The following is a 17,292-nucleotide window of genomic DNA, read 5'->3' as shown; positions in this document are numbered from 1 at the left end:
TGCCAGCAGAGTGCGGAAATCGTCGAAAGGCTTTGCGGTCATATCGAATGCGGTCTCTTTGCAGGAACAGCCAGCGGCATAGCCGCCTTCACCGCCTGGCACAACCGCCCGGCAATGCCGCGAAGCGCCGGTCGACGGCGCATCGCGAAGGGCTTGCATTGGCGTTGCGGTTGCACCATGTGGAGTGAAGGCAAGAGAACAGCATGACCGCCATCGAGTCTCCCTGCATACTCGTCTGTTCCATCGACATGAAAACCGGCTTCTGTTTCGGTTGCGGCCGCACGCGCGATGAGATCGCCGGGTGGATCGCGATGACGCCGGAAGTTCGGCGTGCAGTCATGGCCGAGTTGCCGGCGCGGCTGGAGACGGTCGAACGCCGGCCCCGCCGCGAGACGCGGCGCGCCCGCATGGCGCGCGAGCGCGGCGTGCTGTGAAAGAGCTGGCTGTAAGGAAGGGCTGGCCATGAATCGTCTGTTCTGGGTCGTCATGCTGGTGATCGGCGCCGGCTTGATCCTGCTGATGATGAATGATTCCGCCGGCCGCACCTTCGGCATCAAGAACAACGATTTCAGCAGGCTGATCTGGGTTGGAGTCCTGGTGGCGGTAATCGGCGCCAGCCTTATTCGCTCTGGCCGGCCGCTCGGTGACATGGCGCGCAACTTCGGCGTCTGGGCGGCAATCGTGCTGGCGCTGATCGCCGGCTACCAGTACCGCTACGAGCTGCAGGATGTTGTCAGCCGCGTCACCGCCGGCCTTGTTCCGGGAAGCCCCTTGGCGCTTGGCGTCGATAGTGGCCGTGCCACCGTGACGCTCGACAAGGCCGGCAATGGCCATTTCGAGGCGCGAATCCTCGTCAACGGCAGGCCGGTGCGCACGGTGGTCGACACCGGCGCGACCAGCACGGTGCTGACGGCGGAGGACGCCCAGGCGGCCGGCTTCAACCCAGCGGCGCTCAGCTACACCGTGGACGTCTCGACTGCCAACGGCATGGCGCGTGCGGCAACGGTCAGGACCGACGAGATGGCGATCGGCGGCATCGTGCGCAAGGATATGCCGGTGATGGTCGCGGCGCCCGGCATGCTCGAGCAAAGCCTGCTCGGCATGAACTTCATCGGCTCGCTGTCGGGCTTCGAGGTGCGCGGTGACCGGATGATCCTGCGCGACTAGATTTCCCGATTGCGTCCAAAACAAACAGATGGAGCGGTTCGCCGGTGAAACGCTCTAGCCGCCCGATCCGCCTCAAGCGGCTTCGGTTTCCGCCGCCACGAAATCTATTGCCGCGAACGCCGTCTTCAGCACCTCTGGCCCGGCGCCGGGTCTGCTGGCGTCGGTGGACAAAATCTGCCGGTAGCGGCGCGCGCCCGGGAGACCGTGGAACAGCCCGACCATATGGCGCGTGACATGGCCGAGCTGTCCGCCCTTCTCGATGTGGCGCGCGGCGTAAGCGGCCATGGCGTCCATCAGGGCCGCATAGTCGAAAGCGACCGGCGCCTCGCCGTAAAATGTGGCATCGATCCCGGTGAGGATGCCGGGCGTATGATAGGCCGAGCGGCCGAGCATGGCGCCGTCGACATAAGCGAGGTGCGCCTCTGCCTGGTCAAGGGATTGAATGCCGCCGTTGATGCCGATGAATTGGTTGGCCATCCTGGCCTTGAGCCGATAGACGCGCGGATAGTCGAGCGGCGGGATCTCGCGGTTTTCCTTGGGACTAAGCCCCTCCAGCCACGCCTTGCGGGCGTGCACCCAGAGCGCATCGGTGCCGGCCGTCAGCACGCCGTCTGCGAGCGTGTCGAGAGCGGGTTCGGGGTCCTGGTCATCGACGCCGATGCGGCATTTGACCGTGACGGGGATTGTCACCGCCGCCTTCATCGCCGCGATGCATTCGGCGACCAGCACCGGCGTCTTCATCAGGCAGGCGCCGAAAGTGCCCGACTGGACGCGGTCGGACGGACAGCCGACATTGAGATTGATTTCGTCGTAGCCGAACGCCTCGCCGATCACCGCCGCTTCGGCAAGCTTTCGCGGATTCGAACCGCCAAGCTGAAGCGCAACCGGATGCTCGGCACCGTCGAAGCCGAGCAGGCGCTCGCGTGCGCCATGGATGACTGCGTCCGCCACCACCATTTCCGTGTAGAGCAACGTGCGACGCGTCAGCTGACGGTGAAAGAACCGGCAATGCCGGTCCGTCCAGTCCATCATTGGTGCTATGGCTATTCTGAAATCTTGATACTTCGACATTTTTTTGTTGTTTCAAAAATGTTGGGCCACGTCGTGTGTGGTCTTTTCCCCCACGGGACGGGCCGTTTTTCCGGTTTCCGATGCGTCCGTGCACACGGGGCGCAGACGAATTGGACACCTTCCCTAAACTAAAATCCGGCTCTTGGAGAGCCCAGGTTCGTCACGGGGCATCTCAAGAAAGGTTTTGCGCCGCAGGAACGCCGAGATCGGCGCACGATGCAGCGCCGATCTTTCGCGATCTGGTGGCGCTCCATCCGCCCGGCCTGAAAAAGATGGGCATCAAAATCCTCGATCCAAGGACTTCTGTCGGTACCGGGTTAGATTTCAACCGAACGTTGCGCGCCTTTTTTGGCGAGGAACAGCGCCATTTCTTCCGCAATTAGCGCCTGCTTATGGAACTTTCTGGCCGGTGTTCCATTGCAATCCCATGCAAGAATCTGTCCAGCGGATCCGGACGCGGGCACCGTCCCTACGCTACTCATTGGTGCTGCCGATATACAATGAGGAGGAGGTGTTGCCCCGGCTGGTCGAGCGGATCAGCGCACTGACCGCAAAACTGGACGGAGACACCGAAGTCATCTTCGTCGACGACGGAAGCAGCGATCGAAGCGTGAGCTATTTGCGCGGCATGGTCGCCGCCGAACCGAGCTTCCGCCTGATCGAGCTCTCCCGCAACTTCGGCCACCAGATCGCCATCAGCGCCGGCATGGAAGCGGCCTCCGGCGAGGCCGTCATCGTCATGGACGCTGACCTGCAGGATCCCCCCGAGGTCGTTCTCGACCTGGTGGCGAAGTGGAAGGACGGCTTCGAGATCGTCTACGCAAGGCGCGTCAGCCGCAAGGGCGAAACCTGGTTCAAGCGCGTCACCGCCAGCCTGTTCTATCGGCTGCTGGAGAGGATGACACCGGTCGAGATCCCGCGCGATGTCGGCGACTTCCGCCTCGTCGGCCGGAAGGCGCTGGACACGTTCAAGCGCATGCCGGAGCACGACCGCTTCGTCAGGGGCATGTTCGGCTGGATGGGTTTCAAGCAGGCGGCGGTGCCGTTCGAGCGCCCGGCGCGGACGCTTGGTGAAACCAAATACCCGTTCTGGAAGATGATGCGGCTTGCCATCCATGGCATCATCGGCTTTTCGGAGCGGCCTCTGCAACTGGTGCTGTTGACTGGGTTGGCCATCTCCGCTCTCGCCCTGGCGTTCGGCGCTTACGCCATCGCGGCCTGGATCCTCGAAACCGGCGTGATTGCCGGCTGGACATCCACGGTGGTGATCGTGTCGCTGCTAATCGGCATCAATCTTTTCATGACCGGCGTGATGGGCCTTTACGTCGGCAGCATCCATGCCGAGGTCAAACGGCGCCCGCTCTACGTTATCGAAAGGCTGAGTGGCTTCGACCGGCCGATGCGCGTCGCCTCCCGCGACAAGCGCACTTCGTTTCGCAAGTCCAGGAACGGGGTCACGGCGGATGTCCGAACTCTTCGACAGCTATAGGTCCAGCTACAGTGAGGCAGTCGAGGGCTCGATCCGGTTCTCCGGACTGCGCCATGATTTCTTCCTGCGTGCCAAGGCCGAGCTTCTGCGACGACTGGTCCTCGAGCAGGACCTCCGGCGGGGCGGCGCAGGCGTGCGCGCGCTCGATGTCGGTTGCGGCGTGGGCTCGCTTCATCCGCATCTCGCCGATGTCTTCGATCGACTCGACGGCTGCGACGTGTCGAAGGAATCACTCGCGCGTGCCAGCGCTGAGAACCCGCACGTCGCGTACAGCGTGTGCAACACCTCACGCCTGCCTTACGCGGATGGCATGTTCGACCTGGCGTTCGCCAGTTGCGTCGTCCACCACGTGCCGCCTCAGTCGTGGCTGGATTTCTTCCGCGAGATGCGGCGCGTCGTTCGGCGAGGCGGACTTGGCTGCATCATCGAGCACAATCCCTACAACCCGCTGACCCGTATGGCGGTGTTGAGATGCCCGTTCGACAAGGACGCCGTCCTGCTCCGCGCTGGCAAGGCGGCATCGCTGCTTGAGCAGGCGGGCTTCCGCGACGCGCACTGCGAGCATTTTCTGCTCCTGCCGTCGGCCAAGCCGCTTGCCCGGAAACTGGAAAGCGCGCTCGCTTGGCTGCCGCTCGGAGCGCAGTATGCCTGTGTCGCCCGCGCCTGAGAATCGTCGCGTCGCCGGCACGAAGCTCCTGGGGCGCTTCGCTTCAGTCGGCCTTGTCGCCACAATCCTCTATGCCGTCCTGACTACAATCTTTGCCCGATCGAACTGGCTCGGGCTCGCGCCCGTCGAAGCCTCGCTCGCCGCTTACGCGGCCGCCGCCCTGTTTTCCTATCTGGCGCACAAATCCTTCACCTTCATGTCGGCCGGCTCGCACCGGTCGCAGGCGCCGCGTTTCGTGTTGCTGACCATTGCTGGCCTCGCTATGGCTTACGCGGCACCGTACCTGCTGACGGTGACATTCGGCCTGCCGCTTGCCGTTCCCGTTCTCCTCACTTCCTTGGCCATCCCAGCGCTTAACCTTCTTGTGCTCGATCGCTGGGTCTTTGCAGAGCGCCGCCTGCGCGATGACGGGCCGTCCTGAGGATCAAAGCGTGTCCAACCGAAAAGATCTCAGCTTGATGGCGCGGTTGTAGATGTTGCTCGCATCGGCGCTTTGCGGAATGCCGTCGGGATACTCGATGGCCATGTCCAGTGTCGCCTTGCCAGCCAGCACGGCGTGCGGAATGACGAAGGACACAGTTGTCGCCACATCGCCCGACAGCGTCCCCCGATACACCTCGGTCCCATTGGCCGACACGACGATCCTCTGCCAGGTCTGCGGCGGGCGAATAACGGCGGCCATTTCCAGCGTTGCCCGAAGCCCGTCGCGGAGCGGCGGCAGGGTAAGGCGCAGGCGAGAGCTCTCGCCCAGCGAATGGGTGCCGTCCGCTACTGGCCCCGACCAGCCGCAGACCATCATGGTGGTTGCTTCCCGGGCGCCGTCGGAGCGGAACGATACGGTCCGGCCTGGCGTGTAGCGCCCCACGGCGTCCCGGTTGAGGCATGTGGTGGTCTTGTCGATGTAATAGGCGCGGTAATCGTCGCTGACATTCGGGCTGAGGGCAAGCGCCAGGATGGCGATCTCGGCTGCCGCAAGTGCGCCCGCCAGCGCGTAGCCGGCACCCAGGATTACCGGCCTGGTCGATTCCGTCAGCTCAGACCAGCGCAAGATAGCCTCCAAGCCAGGCCACGGTCATGAAGTAGCAGGTGAAGAGGAAGACAATCAGCGCAGCGACCAATGTCGCCTTCGAGCCCGACAACAGCACCGCCGTCAGCATCGTCAGCGGCGCGAGGCCGACGACATAGCGGACCATCGAAGCCAGATTCGAGGTCAAAGGCAGGATGATGGCCATGGCGCAGAACAGGGCCGCGCCAATTTGCCTGCGCGCCGCGAGCACCGCCGCCAGCGCCAGTCCCACGATTGCCGTCGACGCGCTCCATTGCGGCGCACTGGGCCACCAACCGGCCCCGGGGTGATAGGACAGCCCCGCCCAGAGGAACAGCAGCGGGTTGCCGGCCACGCGCCCGAACGCGCGCTGGACATGCACGAAGGCAAAGCCGTCCCCGACCGTGACGTAAAGGTAGAGCATGTAGGCGAACAGGCCGGCGGGCGAGATGAGTATGGCGATGATGAGATCCGGCCGGCCGAGCAGCCAGCGTGGGAGGCCGATGGCCGACCCGCCCTTGGCGCGATGCTCCTCAAACATGCGAATGACGATCGCGAACACGGCCAGCACGCCGACGACCCGCGTTGCCGAGAGCAGCGCGCAAGACAACCCCGCGGCGAGATGGTTCGAGCGTTTGAGCGCCAGGAAGAGGCAGGACGTCAAAAGCACGAAGAGCGGCTCGGTGAGGAAGGTGGCAAAATAGAACGAGAACGGGCCGCTCAGCAGGAAGGCGCAATAAAGCACATAAGCCCGCATGTTCCTGTCCATGAGCGGCCATGCCACCAGGCACGAGACATAGCCGCACGCCAGCGATGCCGCCGTCGCAATCGCGATCGTGGAGAAGGGCAGAATCGTGCGGACCGCCGCCACCAGCATCGGATAAAGCGGAAAGAACCCCCAGCGCCCGACATTGCTGCGGCCAGGAATGGGAAAACGCTCATAGCCCTGTTCGGAAATGCCGACATACCAGGAGCAATCCCATTTGCAGAAGGCGCGGGCATAGGCCGCTAGGCTCGGATCCGGCGACACCGATGCGAATGCGGCGTAGCGGATGACAAGACCGCTCAACAAAAACAGCAGCGGCACTGCCGCCACCGCGATCACCGTGAGGCGAATGCCGCTCTTCGCACGCGCCACATCAACTGCCAAATCCGCCTCCAACCGCCCGGATGGCATCCGCGTCGTGCCGGCATCCCTCGCCAACACGCCTCTCGGTCCAACGCTGCATACCTAAAGGGGCGGTGGGATTTTTAGTTCCGCTGCACGATATTCCGGCCGTCATGCATCCAGTGGACAATCTGCCGGTAGCGGCGCGCCGGCGACAAGCCATGAAAACAGTCCGGCGTATGACACGACCAGCCGCTGGCCCCGGTGGAAGCCCCCTCAAACGCTCTTTCAGGGAATTGAAACAACGCAACTCGTGCCAGTAAGGACACAACACCACCGGGACGTCGGCCTCAGGCCGACGTCTCATGCTGCCGAAGGATTCGAACGTGCTAGCGCCTTACAGCGTAGACATTGTCCATCGAAACGCCACCCAGAGGCAGCGCCATCTCGTCGTCGAGAATCCGAGTGATGCGGGCAAAGCCGACAAAAGCCTTTCTCGCCTCCTCAGCCGACATCTTGCCAGCCATAGCTGCCGAGCAGCAATTCACGGCGCATTGATAAACGGGGCCGCGCCTCCCCGTTGGCCACTTCCGCAGGAACACCATCGCTTCGGAGACGCTGTCGACTTCCTCCAAGGGGTATCCCTGCCCACGCGCGATCCGCACTGGGGTAAAGAAATGCAAGCGATCCATCACTATCCTCCCGGTCGACCGCAAAGCGGCCGAACCCGCATAAACGCATGTCCAGGGGTTTGGTTCCACACAATTTTGGTTGCTGGTCGAAAAAGTTCGGAACCGGACAGGGCGCGATTGGCAAGCCGACTCAAGTAAAGGCGATTCCTGTTTTGGCGCGACGAGAAGCGCGATTCTCATTGAATGACTTTAAGGCCAAAGCCGGCAAATGGATTGCTTGTCGGCTCCCCAGCGTCAGGCTTACCCTCACCAGTTAACGCGGGGACGCCGCGTTTTGCAAAAGGGGACAGTTGCAATGACTATACAAGGCGCTTCGCCGGACCTCTACAACGAGGATCTGGCTCCGGCAACAGTCAGGAACTGGGGGCCGTTTTCAATCTTCAACGTCTGGACTTCCGACGTCCACAGCCTCTGGGGCTATTATCTCGCCGCGAGCCTTTTTCTGTTCTGCGGCGGCTTCGTCAACTTCATCATCGCCATCGGCATCGGCTCGCTGATCATCTACTTCCTGATGAACCTTGTCGGCTATGCCGGCGTGAAGACCGGCGTGCCCTACCCTGTGCTTGCGCGCGCCTCCTTCGGCATCTGGGGTGCCAACATTCCGGCGCTGGTGCGCGCCGTCGTCGCCTGCTTCTGGTATGGCGCCCAGACGGCCGCCGCGTCGGGCGCAATCGTCGCGCTGCTGACGCGGCTGCAGTGGTTCGACGAATTCAACCGGACCTCGCATCTGCTCGGCCATTCCACCCTGGAGGTGATCTGCTTCGTCGTCATATGGGCGCTGCAGCTTTTGATCATCCAGAAGGGTATGGAAACGGTGCGGCGCTTCCAGGACTGGGCCGGACCCGCCGTTTGGGTGATGATGCTGATCCTGGCGATCTATCTCTGCGTCAAGTCGGGCACCTTCGCCTTCACCAGCGATATTCCGATGGACGTGCTGCTCGACAAGACCAAGGATGCCGGCGTGCCAGGCGAGCCGGGTTCGTGGACCGCGCTGTTCGCGGTGGCGGCAATCTGGGTAACCTACTTTTCGGCGCTCTACCTCAACTTCTGCGACTTCGCCCGCTACGCGCCCAACAACGCGGCGCTGCGCAAGGGCAACATCTGGGGCCTGCCGGTCAACCTGATCCTGTTCTCGCTGGTCGCCGGCGTCACCACGATCGCCGCCTACGACGTCTATCACGAGGTGCTGCTCCACCCCGACCAGATCTCGGCCAAATTCGACAGCTGGTTCCTGGCGGCGCTTGCCGCGCTGACCTTCGCGGTGGCGACCCTGGGCATCAACGTCGTGGCGAACTTCGTCTCGCCGGCCTTCGACTTCTCCAACGTCTTCCCGCGTCAGATCGACTTCAAGAAGGGCGGCTATATCGCGGCGCTGATCGCGCTGGTGCTCTATCCGTTTGCGCCGTGGGAAGGCAGCGCTGCCTCCTTCGTCAACATCATCGGCGCGACGATGGGGCCGATCTTCGGCGTGATGATGGTCGACTATTATCTGATCCGTAAGGGCGAGGTCGACGTCAACGCGCTCTACCGCGAAGATGGCGAGTTTCGCTTCCAGGGCGGCTGGCACGTCAACGCCTTCATCGCCGCCGGCATCGGCGCGATCTTCTCCTCGATCCTGCCCAACTTCACCAACTGGCTGCCGTCCTGGTGGGGCGTCTATGGCTGGTTCTTCGGGGTCGCGATCGCGGGCGCAGTCTACTATGTGCTGCGCACAATGGCGCTCGGCGCCGGCGCACGCATGGCCAAGGCTTAACACAGTCGGGGCGGCGAAAGCCGCCCCATTTGCTTCGTCTCACTTGCCTACCATTTCGGGCCAGCGTCTTTGCGCTTGAAAAAGTTGCGTCAGGGCAGTTCGACCTCGGGCTCAATGATGTAGATGGTAGGATCCATTTCTTCAGGAGAGACAGCGACCACGTCCTTGCCTGTTGAGTCTATATAGCTGTCCGTAACAGCAAAGCCCGCCAGAAGCTGGTCGTCCGTGAAAGGATATCAGGAACCGAATTCGTGGGAGTAAGACGCGATAGCCAACCTTGCCAAATCCGCGTTGTCATATAGATCGACCTCGTAGTCCCCAGTGCGGGCCAAACAGTCCATCAACATCGGAAGAGTAAAACCCTTTGTCCTCGAGCACGCATTGAAGGAGCGCGACCTGCGATCAGGAACTTAGCTTTTGGTCAGTTGAAACACCGGATCCTGCGATCCGCCCGCTGCCCGCCGAACACCGGCAAAGGCGACGAGAAACGGCAGGGTTGAGCTTGCGAGCACGTGCCTTCGTGTCACCGGAACGGTGGAAGTCTCCGATACTTTCGGAAGATTCCCGCTTTTCGCTTCGGACCAATATTTTCGAAGTCGAACATCGCCATTCTCCAAGCCGCGGAGCACCATTTGCTGGCACTAACGCCGGCCAGGCGAGTTCTGCCAAAGCGCTCCACGCCCAGCGACAAACCTTGGCTCCGGACCTCATCTTATCGTATCTTTGCCTCGGAACGGAGCTTACGCGGAGGGCGCAGGTTGGAGAGGCGAGTTCCCGTCCGGGTTGAAAATGTTCGTTTATACGAACTTGCGCTCGCAAATCAACGCCGGCGGTGTGCACTCCCCAAGAGCTCCAAAACGCCCTGCGCCCGACTTTTCGATCCTTGACTGCTCACCATGATGTTCGTCCGACCTTTTTCTAAATGTGGGGAATGGCAATGGAAGAGAATGGGTTTCGTCTGATCGTCCGCTGCATCGGTTCCGTCGCCCTGTTTGCTTTTTCCTCCCAAAACGCATTCGCAACCGATAGCGCGCGATGCGTTGCGAACATCGAAAAAGTGATTGCCGATGGGTCGGTTCCGGCGAAGGCAACGCCGCTGCCCTCGGAGCTCAGCGCGAAGCTTGACGCTGCGGTTCGATCCGCGCTGCCCAAGACGGCGGCACCAGGTGTCATCGTCGGCGTGGTGACACCTTCCGGAACATGGAAGGCGGCGTATGGCAAGGCCGACCCTTCCGCCGGCACACCCATGGCTGTGGGGATGCACACGCGCATAGGTTCAGTTACCAAGACATTCACCGGCACGGCGATCATGCAGCTGGCCGAAGCTGGGAAGCTGTCGCTTGACGACAAGATCCAGAAATACGTACCCGGCATCCCCAATGGCGATCGGATCACGCTCCGCCAGCTCGCCGATATGACCAGCGGCATTGCGAGCTATACCCAAAGTGCAAAATTCCAAGATGTCTTGTTCTCCAAGCCTCAAACGATCTTCACGCCCAAGGAGCTGGTAGCCATCGGCGTGGCAGAATCGCCTCTCTTCGAGCCCGGAGCCTCGTTCAACTATTCGAACACCAACACGATCCTGCTCGGCATGGTCATGGAGCAGGTTACTGGAAAGACCGTCGGCGAGGTTTTCAAGGAGCAGATCTTTGATCCGCTGAAGCTCAAGAATACGTCCTGGCCGGGCGACTCGGTGGATTTGCCGGTGCCCTATGCTCAGGGCTTTACCCTGCAGGGGGATTTTGCCAAGCCGGATGCACCAAGCAACGCGACGAACTGGAACCCATCCTGGGGATGGACTGCAGGGGAACTGATTTCCAATATCGACGATTTGCTGGTTTATGCTCGGGCACTGGGCACCGGGAACGGCTTGCTGGGGGCAGCTGCGCAGAAGGAGCGGCTGACCTTCCCGGGCGCGGCCGGCTACGGGATCGGCGTCGGTTGCATCGGCGGCTGGGTGGGCCACACGGGCGAACTGCCAGGCTACAACACGACCTTGTTTTACAAGGCAGGTGCGGACATAGCCGCCGTGGTCCAGACCAACAGCGACATTGCTTCCGGCGATTGCAAGGCGGAGCCGACGCTGACCGACGATCCACGCGACACGGTCTGCTCTTCGCCTGCAACGCGTGTATTTGTTGCGGTTTCAGAGGCTCTTGGCCAGCCGTATACGCCGCCCAACCCCCACTGAATGCCCGATAAGAGCCGAGACGGCTCGACAATTTTGCAGCGGCTCACCCGTTGTGAGCCGCTCCGTCTCCTCGTTTGAAGCACGGCGGAACTCTGTGTCGGGCTTTCCCGGCATCGCTCTAATATGAACCGATGAGTTGCAACAGGAATCGCGTGCCGGTATGGCCAGCTCTTGGCTGTCTTGGAACGGTATTGCGATTATCGCCCCCGCATTGAGGTGCTGTCCGAAAGAAGCTTGCCATCCCTACCCCGGCCGAGCCCAGTTCTTCTTCGGTGTAGTCCACGCCCGTGTCGTGCTAGGCACTTGTAAGCCTGGCTGAGATTTACTTACAAACTCACGATGCCCCCTGACATGTAGACTTCAGCAAATCTTATCAAATCCCCCGTTTTGCCAGCTTCTCGAAACGAGAATCATCTCCAGATTGCGTGCAGGTGTTTCTCAGCGGCCTTTCATCGGAACGGTCGCCTGCCTCAGATTTCGGTGAACGATCGAGGAATCGGATTCGCCCTGCTCCGGCGCGGAGGGTTGAGACTTGAGTAGTCGGGGCGGCGAAAGCCACCCTTATTTCAACCTATTTGGCGACCATCTCGGACAGTCTGCGCACCGTGTTCCAGTTGCGCGATGTGCCGATCCCCATGCACTTGTGGTTTGCTGCGGCGAGCAGCCGCGAGCTTGGCCGCTCGCGCGAAAAGACGACCCAAATATCGCCGTCGACCGACAGCACCTTCTCGTCCGCGGCGGCATAGGCTGTAAGAGCCGCTGCGGCTTCTTCCGGCGCCGGCCGGCGCATCACCCGCACCGCGACCTGATCGCCGGCTTTTGCCGATTCGTCCGGGAACGGATTGGCGGCAGCAAGCTTCAGCCAGTCTTCTGCGTCGCGCACGATGATATCGACATGGCGGCCGAAAGTCTCTTCGAAGGCCTTTTCCAGCCGCCGTTCGAGACCGGAAACGCTGGCCGTCCGCGCCTCGAAGACCAGATTACCCGTGGCGACCAGCGTGCGGACGTTTTTCAGCCCGATGGCTTCGGCCATCGCCTTGAGGTCGGACATGACAACGCGCCGCCCCTCGCCCAGGATGATGCTGTAGAGCAGCGCGACGTAAGTTCGCATGGTCGCCGGCCGATCGTTTAAACCAGCCGCGACTGCTCCACCGCCGCTTCGATGAAGCTTGCAAACAGCGGGTGCGGTTCGAGCGGGCGGCTCTTCAGTTCAGGGTGGTACTGCACGCCGATGAACCAGGGATGGTCGGGATATTCCACCGTCTCCGGCAGCACCCCGTCTGGCGACATGCCGGCAAAGACCAGGCCACAATCCTCAAGCCGCTGCTTGTAGTCGATGTTCACCTCGTAGCGGTGCCGGTGGCGCTCGGAGATCTGCGTGTCGCCGTAGATCTCGGCGATCTTCGACCCCTTGGCGAGGTCGGCTTGATAAGCGCCGAGGCGCATGGTGCCGCCGAGATCGCCGGTAGCCCTGCGCTTCTCCAGCATGTTGCCCTTCAGCCATTCCGTCATCAGGCCGACGACCGGCTCCTCGGTCGGGCCGAATTCGGTGGAAGAGGCATGCTCGACGCCGGCGAGCGACCGCGCAGCCTCGATGCAGGCCATCTGCATGCCGAAGCAGATGCCGAAGTAAGGCACCTTGCGCTCGCGCGCGAACTTCGCGGCCAGGATCTTGCCCTCGGAGCCGCGCTCGCCGAAACCGCCGGGAACGAGAATGCCGTGCACCTTCTCCAACCACGGCGTCGGGTCTTCCTTCTCGAAGATCTCGCTCTCGATCCAGTCGAGCTTGACCTTGACGCGGTTGGCAAGCCCGCCATGCGACAGCGCCTCGATCAGCGATTTGTAGGCGTCCTTGAGGCCGGTGTATTTGCCGACGACGGCAATCGTCACCTCGCCTTCCGGATTGTGGATGCGGCTGGAGAGCGCCTGCCAGGGCTCCATCCGCGGCTTCGGCGCCGGATCGATGCCGAAGGCGGCGAGCACTTCGGAATCCAGCCCTTCCTTGTGATACGCCATCGGCACGTCGTAGATGTGCGGCACGTCGAGCGCCTGGATGACGGCGCTCTCGCGCACATTGCAGAACAGCGAGAGCTTGCGGCGCTCTTCCTTGGGGATCGGCCGGTCGGCGCGAACCAGAAGGATGTCGGGCGCGATGCCGATGCCGCGCAATTCCTTGACAGAATGCTGCGTCGGCTTGGTCTTCAATTCGCCGGCGGTAGGGATGTACGGCATCAGGGTGAGATGCACATAGACCGCGTTGTTGCGCGGCAGGTCGTTGCCGAGCTGGCGAATCGCCTCCAGGAACGGCATCGCCTCGATGTCGCCGACAGTGCCGCCGATCTCGCACAGCACAAAGTCGTAATCGTCATTGCCTTCAAGGACGAAATGCTTGATCTCGTCGGTGACGTGCGGGATCACCTGCACGGTCGCGCCGAGATAGTCGCCGCGCCGCTCGCGCTCGATGATGTTCTTGTAGATGCGGCCGGTGGTGATGTTGTCCTGCTGGTTGGCCGAGCGGCCGGTAAAACGCTCATAATGGCCGAGATCGAGATCGGTCTCGGCGCCGTCGTCGGTCACGAACACTTCGCCATGCTGATACGGCGACATCGTTCCGGGGTCGACATTGAGGTAGGGATCGAGCTTCTTGATCCGCGCGCGATAGCCACGCGCCTGCAGAAGAGCCCCAAGAGCTGCTGCAGCGATGCCTTTTCCGAGTGAGGAAACCACGCCGCCTGTGATGAATACATATCGCGCCATGGGAGTCATCGCTTAACGCGGCCTGATTGATTCCGCCAGAGAAAAAACCGCCGCGAAGGCTTTTTCCCAGATGGCGCTGTTTCCGGACGGGCATTTCTCTGAAGCATGCCGCCCAAAACTGTGCAGTGGTTTTGGGAGAACGGCAGGCATCAGAACAGAAACTCGAAAGCGCGGCACCAGCGTCTTTCAACGCGACGCGCTTTGATCAAAGAAAAAGGGCCGGTGGTGCCGGCCCTTTCGGCAGTTTGCTTCAACGCGTTAGATAATAACGACCTTGGTGCCGATCTTAACGCGGCTGTAGAGATCCATGACGTGCTCGTTGATCATGCGGAAGCAGCCGTTGGAAGCGCTGGTTCCTATCGACTGCGGTGCAATGGTGCCGTGGATGCGCAGATGCGTGTCCTTCTTGCCCTCATAGAGGTAGATGGCGCGCGCGCCGAGCGGGTTTTCGCCGCCACCGGGCATGCCGTCCTTGTACTGGCCATAGTGCTTCGGCTCGCGCTTCTGCATGTCGAGCGTCGGGATCCAGCGTGGCCATTCCTGCTTGTCGCCGACGGCCACCGTCCCCTTGAACTGCAGGCCTTCACGGCCGACTGCGATGGCGTAGCGGCGCGCGGTGGAAAACGATTCGACGAGGTAAAGACGGCGAGCAGTCGTGTCGATGACGATCGTCCCGGGCTCATAGCCGGTGAAGGCGACGTCCTGCGGCACGAACTCCGGCTTCACCTTGAACGGCCTCTTGGCATCCTTCTTGGCGAGCGCCGAATCAAGCGCGCGGGTCTCCGGCAGATAGTTGATCGAGGTCACCGAGGAACCGCCGAACAGGCCGGCGAACAGCCCGCCGCTGCTCGCCCGCTTCTGGCCGGGTTGTTCGCTTCGCAACTCACCGTTGTTGCCGGTGGCCGTGATGTTCATCGCCTCGGCCGGGATTGGCTCCTCGGCCTGGAGCGAGGCGATCGGCGCCACGGGCGTGAGCGGTTCGATGATCTTGACGGTCTTCTTCCCGGGCTTCGCATCAGCCACTTCGGCCGGCGCGGCCGAACCCTTTTTGGAGAGCCATTCCTGACGCGCCGCATCCGCCTTGGCCTTGGCCGCCTCACGCATTGCCAGCTTGCGGGCTTCGAGCGCCTTTTGCTTGGCCGCTTCCTTGTCGGCAGCGATCTTGGCCTCGAGCTTTTCGATCTGTGCGAGGTCGTCCGGAGTCGGGTTTTTCTTCTTCTTGAGAAGCCTCAGCTGCGATGCGTCGCTCTTGGCGGCGACGGGAATTGCGTCGGTCTTCTCTACCGACGGCGAACCGGCCAGGTTTGCCGGTGAGGCAAAGGCCGCGGAGCCCATGCCGAATACGGCACAGAATCCCAAAAGGATGAAGCTGCGAAGCTGCATGGCGAAGATCCGATTTTCTATGCTAGTTGCCCAACGGCGTCGCCCGGCGCCCCCCAAGGACGCCGAAAAGTGCCGCGCGCAATCTATAATCGATTAGCCAGCGCGCCCTCAAGCTGAGCGACGCGTTACATTTGGTTGAATCTTCGTGATCGAGCGGCATTTGCCGCGACTGTGTTCAAAGAACAACAGATCGCGGCAGCAATGCTTGTCCGGCTACTGGTTCGGAACCTGCGGGGTGACCGGCAAGGTAACGCCGTTCGCGGCCGGCGGCGTGGTCGGATTCGCGGGCGCCGGTGTTGCGGGAGCAGTGGCCGGGGCCGTGGTGGTGCCGCCATTCGACAGCGGCGTCGTGGTTGTCGTTCCGCCCGACGGGGCGGCCGGCGCGGTGCCGCCAGCCGGCGCCGCCGGCTGCGAGCTGCCCACCGGACCGGTGGCGCCCGGCAATTGGTTGAGCACGCCCTTGCCGGCATTGCCCGAGGTCGAAGCCGGTGCCCTGTCGAGGATGTCGATCGGCTTCTCGCCGTAGCGGGCAAGGATGGAGAGCGCGAGCGAGGTCACGAAGAAAGCCGCGGCCAGGATCGCAGTCGCGCGGGTAAGCGCGTTGGCTGCGCCCCGCGCCGTCATGAAACCGGAACCGCCACCAATGCCGAGACCGCCGCCTTCGGAGCGCTGCAGCAGCACCACGCCGACAAGGGCGAGCACGACCATAAGATGAACGACGATCAGTACCGTTTCCATAATTTATCCTGGCGAGGCCTTGCGCGGCCGCGCATACGACCGGTGATTTGGAGGCGGCTCCTTACAATGCTTTGGCGGCATTTCCAAGCCCGTGGCCGGGAATATGGGGAGCATTGCAACGATTTGGGCCGCGCCCCTGCCGCCGTCTGCGGCTATGACATGTGCATATAGGCTTCGGCAATGGCGAGGAAGTCGGCCGCCTTCAGGCTTGCGCCGCCGACCAGCGCGCCATCGACATTCTCGACGCCGAGCAGCTCCACAGCATTGGACGGCTTGACCGAACCGCCATAGAGAATGCGCATTCTGGCCGCGGCATCGCCGAGCAGCGCCGTCAGCTTGCCACGGATATGGGCATGCGCCTCGGCGACGTCGGCCGCGGTCGGCGTCAGGCCGGTGCCGATGGCCCAGACGGGCTCGTAAGCGATGATGGTGTTGGCGGCGGTGGCGCTCGCCGGCACGGAACCGTCGAGCTGCCGCGACAGGACATCGAGCGTCGCGCCGGCTTCACGCTCGGCGCGCGTCTCGCCGATGCAGATGATGGCCACCAGCCCTGCCCGCCAGGCGGCCGAAGCCTTGGCATTGACGATCGCATCGTGGTCGCCGCATTGCTCGCGCCGCTCGGAGTGGCCGACGATGACATGGCTTGCGCCGGCATCCTTCAGCATCTCGGCCGAAATCTCACCCGTATAGGCGCCGCTCTCCTTGGGGTGGCAATCCTCGCCGCCGGCGCGAACCGGTGTCCGCGAAAGGATCTCTGCGGCCCGGTGAAGCAAGGTAGCCGGAACGCAGACCAGGGCTTCCGTCTCCGCATCGAGGCCGCTCATGAAGCCGTTGCCGATCATCCTCAACTCGTTGAGCGAGGCGCTGGTGCCGTTCATTTTCCAGTTGCCGGCAACGAGCGGACGGATTCCAGGGGTCATGGCGTCGAGTTCTCCAGGCAACATAAGGCAGCGCCCTCACTACCAAAATCGGGCCACAAAGCAATCGACAGTGGGCCGGAAGGACGCTATTGCGCTTGTTTCAGAGTCGGCGCATGCGAAAATGCGCAAAGATCGGAAGTGGGCATGCTTGGTATTTTGAGAAGCGCGGCGGGCACCTGGGTCGCGAAAGCTTTGCTGTCCTTGCTGGTGGTGAGCTTTGCCGTCTGGGGTATTTCCGGGCGCCTGTCGGGAAGCTTGGCTGGCCATCATTCGGTGATTACCGCCGGCGGCACCACGGTTTCGATCAACGA

General features: G+C 62.3%; 18 protein-coding genes. 9 read left to right on the top strand and 9 right to left on the bottom strand.

Annotated elements, in window-relative coordinates; translation table 11 throughout:
- Positions 1-203: 203 nt before the first annotated feature.
- Together EOA75_RS13555 and EOA75_RS13550 are read left to right on the top strand one after the other, a co-directional pair.
- Positions 204-434 carry a DUF1289 domain-containing protein gene (locus tag EOA75_RS13555; protein WP_066992723.1) on the top strand — a complete coding sequence of 77 codons (231 nt, stop codon included), beginning with the start codon at positions 204-206 and terminating at the stop codon, positions 432-434.
- Positions 435-462: 28 nt separating this feature from the next.
- On the top strand, positions 463-1,167 hold the full coding sequence (locus EOA75_RS13550) for a TIGR02281 family clan AA aspartic protease (RefSeq protein ID WP_127324421.1): 705 nt from the start codon (positions 463-465) through the stop codon (positions 1,165-1,167).
- A 72-nt stretch (positions 1,168-1,239) separates the two neighbouring features.
- Here EOA75_RS13550 and dusA read toward each other — a convergent pair whose 3' ends face one another.
- Positions 1,240-2,238 (bottom strand): tRNA dihydrouridine(20/20a) synthase DusA, encoded by a 999-nt coding sequence (dusA, locus tag EOA75_RS13545; protein ID WP_127324420.1) that lies wholly within the window; start codon positions 2,236-2,238, stop codon positions 1,240-1,242.
- A 110-nt stretch (positions 2,239-2,348) separates the two neighbouring features.
- Between dusA and EOA75_RS13540 the strand changes: the two genes are divergently transcribed.
- From EOA75_RS13540 to EOA75_RS13525, 4 genes are read left to right on the top strand one after another with little or no spacing between them, the layout of a single operon-like run.
- Positions 2,349-2,621 carry a hypothetical protein gene (locus EOA75_RS13540; protein ID WP_127324419.1) on the top strand — a complete coding sequence of 91 codons (273 nt, stop codon included), beginning with the start codon at positions 2,349-2,351 and terminating at the stop codon, positions 2,619-2,621.
- A gap of 44 nt (positions 2,622-2,665) precedes the next feature.
- A complete protein-coding gene (locus tag EOA75_RS13535) occupies positions 2,666-3,727 on the top strand; it encodes a glycosyltransferase family 2 protein (protein ID WP_127324418.1) in 1,062 nt (353 codons plus the stop codon).
- Positions 3,702-4,394, top strand: a complete 693-nt coding sequence (locus tag EOA75_RS13530; protein ID WP_095800742.1) for a class I SAM-dependent methyltransferase — start codon at positions 3,702-3,704, stop codon at positions 4,392-4,394. The genes EOA75_RS13535 and EOA75_RS13530 overlap by 26 nt, the downstream gene beginning before the upstream one ends.
- Positions 4,372-4,815 carry a GtrA family protein gene (locus EOA75_RS13525; RefSeq protein WP_127241036.1) on the top strand — a complete coding sequence of 148 codons (444 nt, stop codon included), beginning with the start codon at positions 4,372-4,374 and terminating at the stop codon, positions 4,813-4,815. Before EOA75_RS13530 ends, EOA75_RS13525 begins: the two co-directional genes overlap by 23 nt.
- A gap of 3 nt (positions 4,816-4,818) precedes the next feature.
- Here EOA75_RS13525 and EOA75_RS13520 read toward each other — a convergent pair whose 3' ends face one another.
- The 3 genes from EOA75_RS13520 to EOA75_RS13510 all read right to left on the bottom strand — a co-directional run bounded on the left by EOA75_RS13520 (position 4,819) and on the right by EOA75_RS13510 (position 7,239).
- The gene (locus EOA75_RS13520; RefSeq protein ID WP_245322431.1) at positions 4,819-5,442 is read right to left on the bottom strand and encodes a hypothetical protein; all 624 of its coding nucleotides are present in this window, start codon (positions 5,440-5,442) and stop codon (positions 4,819-4,821) included.
- A complete protein-coding gene (locus tag EOA75_RS13515) occupies positions 5,429-6,589 on the bottom strand; it encodes a hypothetical protein (protein ID WP_245466622.1) in 1,161 nt (386 codons plus the stop codon). Before EOA75_RS13515 ends, EOA75_RS13520 begins: the two co-directional genes overlap by 14 nt.
- Before the next feature lie 347 nt (positions 6,590-6,936).
- Positions 6,937-7,239 (bottom strand): DUF982 domain-containing protein, encoded by a 303-nt coding sequence (locus EOA75_RS13510; protein WP_127324417.1) that lies wholly within the window; start codon positions 7,237-7,239, stop codon positions 6,937-6,939.
- Between the two features lie 295 nt (positions 7,240-7,534).
- Here EOA75_RS13510 and EOA75_RS13505 point away from each other — a divergent pair, with 295 nt between their 5' ends.
- Entirely contained in the window at positions 7,535-8,992 is a 1,458-nt protein-coding gene (locus EOA75_RS13505) for an NCS1 family nucleobase:cation symporter-1 (protein WP_067319942.1), read from the top strand.
- Positions 8,993-9,929: 937 nt separating this feature from the next.
- Complete coding sequence (locus EOA75_RS13500) at positions 9,930-11,183, top strand: serine hydrolase domain-containing protein (RefSeq protein WP_095777709.1); 1,254 nt, start codon at positions 9,930-9,932, stop codon at positions 11,181-11,183.
- A gap of 571 nt (positions 11,184-11,754) precedes the next feature.
- Here EOA75_RS13500 and EOA75_RS13495 read toward each other — a convergent pair.
- The 5 genes from EOA75_RS13495 to tpiA all read right to left on the bottom strand — a co-directional run bounded on the left by EOA75_RS13495 (position 11,755) and on the right by tpiA (position 16,981).
- Positions 11,755-12,294, bottom strand: a complete 540-nt coding sequence (locus tag EOA75_RS13495; RefSeq protein ID WP_095825379.1) for a DUF1697 domain-containing protein — start codon at positions 12,292-12,294, stop codon at positions 11,755-11,757.
- Positions 12,295-12,311: 17 nt separating this feature from the next.
- Positions 12,312-13,949 carry a CTP synthase gene (locus EOA75_RS13490; protein WP_082953678.1) on the bottom strand — a complete coding sequence of 546 codons (1,638 nt, stop codon included), beginning with the start codon at positions 13,947-13,949 and terminating at the stop codon, positions 12,312-12,314.
- Positions 13,950-14,198: 249 nt separating this feature from the next.
- Entirely contained in the window at positions 14,199-15,323 is a 1,125-nt protein-coding gene (locus EOA75_RS13485) for a L,D-transpeptidase (RefSeq protein ID WP_127324416.1), read from the bottom strand.
- A gap of 213 nt (positions 15,324-15,536) precedes the next feature.
- The gene (gene secG, locus EOA75_RS13480; RefSeq protein ID WP_095825378.1) at positions 15,537-16,061 is read right to left on the bottom strand and encodes a preprotein translocase subunit SecG; all 525 of its coding nucleotides are present in this window, start codon (positions 16,059-16,061) and stop codon (positions 15,537-15,539) included.
- 152 nt (positions 16,062-16,213) lie between these two features.
- Positions 16,214-16,981 (bottom strand): triose-phosphate isomerase, encoded by a 768-nt coding sequence (tpiA, locus tag EOA75_RS13475; RefSeq protein WP_127324415.1) that lies wholly within the window; start codon positions 16,979-16,981, stop codon positions 16,214-16,216.
- Positions 16,982-17,125: 144 nt separating this feature from the next.
- On the opposite strand from tpiA, the gene EOA75_RS13470 reads away from it, so the two are divergent.
- Positions 17,126-17,292 (top strand): SurA N-terminal domain-containing protein (locus EOA75_RS13470; RefSeq protein WP_164747376.1); only part of this gene is annotated, 167 nt, incomplete at its 3' end.

The sequence above is a fragment of the Mesorhizobium sp. M1A.F.Ca.IN.022.07.1.1 genome (assembly GCF_003997575.1).
Classification (GTDB): Bacteria; Pseudomonadota; Alphaproteobacteria; order Rhizobiales; family Rhizobiaceae; genus Mesorhizobium.
Note: the sequence above shows the minus strand (reverse complement) of the source record. Positions and strands in the feature narration are given on the sequence as shown.

Coding starts and splice junctions, on each gene's coding strand:
- EOA75_RS13555 (WP_066992723.1), top strand. CDS start 204: ATGACCGCCATCGAGTCTCCCTGCATACTCGTCTGTTCCATCGACATG.
- EOA75_RS13550 (WP_127324421.1), top strand. CDS start 463: ATGAATCGTCTGTTCTGGGTCGTCATGCTGGTGATCGGCGCCGGCTTG.
- dusA (WP_127324420.1), bottom strand. CDS start 2,238: ATGTCGAAGTATCAAGATTTCAGAATAGCCATAGCACCAATGATGGAC.
- EOA75_RS13535 (WP_127324418.1), top strand. CDS start 2,666: ATGCAAGAATCTGTCCAGCGGATCCGGACGCGGGCACCGTCCCTACGC.
- EOA75_RS13530 (WP_095800742.1), top strand. CDS start 3,702: ATGTCCGAACTCTTCGACAGCTATAGGTCCAGCTACAGTGAGGCAGTC.
- EOA75_RS13525 (WP_127241036.1), top strand. CDS start 4,372: ATGCCTGTGTCGCCCGCGCCTGAGAATCGTCGCGTCGCCGGCACGAAG.
- EOA75_RS13510 (WP_127324417.1), bottom strand. CDS start 7,239: ATGGATCGCTTGCATTTCTTTACCCCAGTGCGGATCGCGCGTGGGCAG.
- EOA75_RS13505 (WP_067319942.1), top strand. CDS start 7,535: ATGACTATACAAGGCGCTTCGCCGGACCTCTACAACGAGGATCTGGCT.
- EOA75_RS13500 (WP_095777709.1), top strand. CDS start 9,930: ATGGAAGAGAATGGGTTTCGTCTGATCGTCCGCTGCATCGGTTCCGTC.
- EOA75_RS13495 (WP_095825379.1), bottom strand. CDS start 12,294: ATGCGAACTTACGTCGCGCTGCTCTACAGCATCATCCTGGGCGAGGGG.
- EOA75_RS13490 (WP_082953678.1), bottom strand. CDS start 13,949: ATGACTCCCATGGCGCGATATGTATTCATCACAGGCGGCGTGGTTTCC.
- EOA75_RS13485 (WP_127324416.1), bottom strand. CDS start 15,323: ATGCAGCTTCGCAGCTTCATCCTTTTGGGATTCTGTGCCGTATTCGGC.
- secG (WP_095825378.1), bottom strand. CDS start 16,061: ATGGAAACGGTACTGATCGTCGTTCATCTTATGGTCGTGCTCGCCCTT.
- tpiA (WP_127324415.1), bottom strand. CDS start 16,981: ATGACCCCTGGAATCCGTCCGCTCGTTGCCGGCAACTGGAAAATGAAC.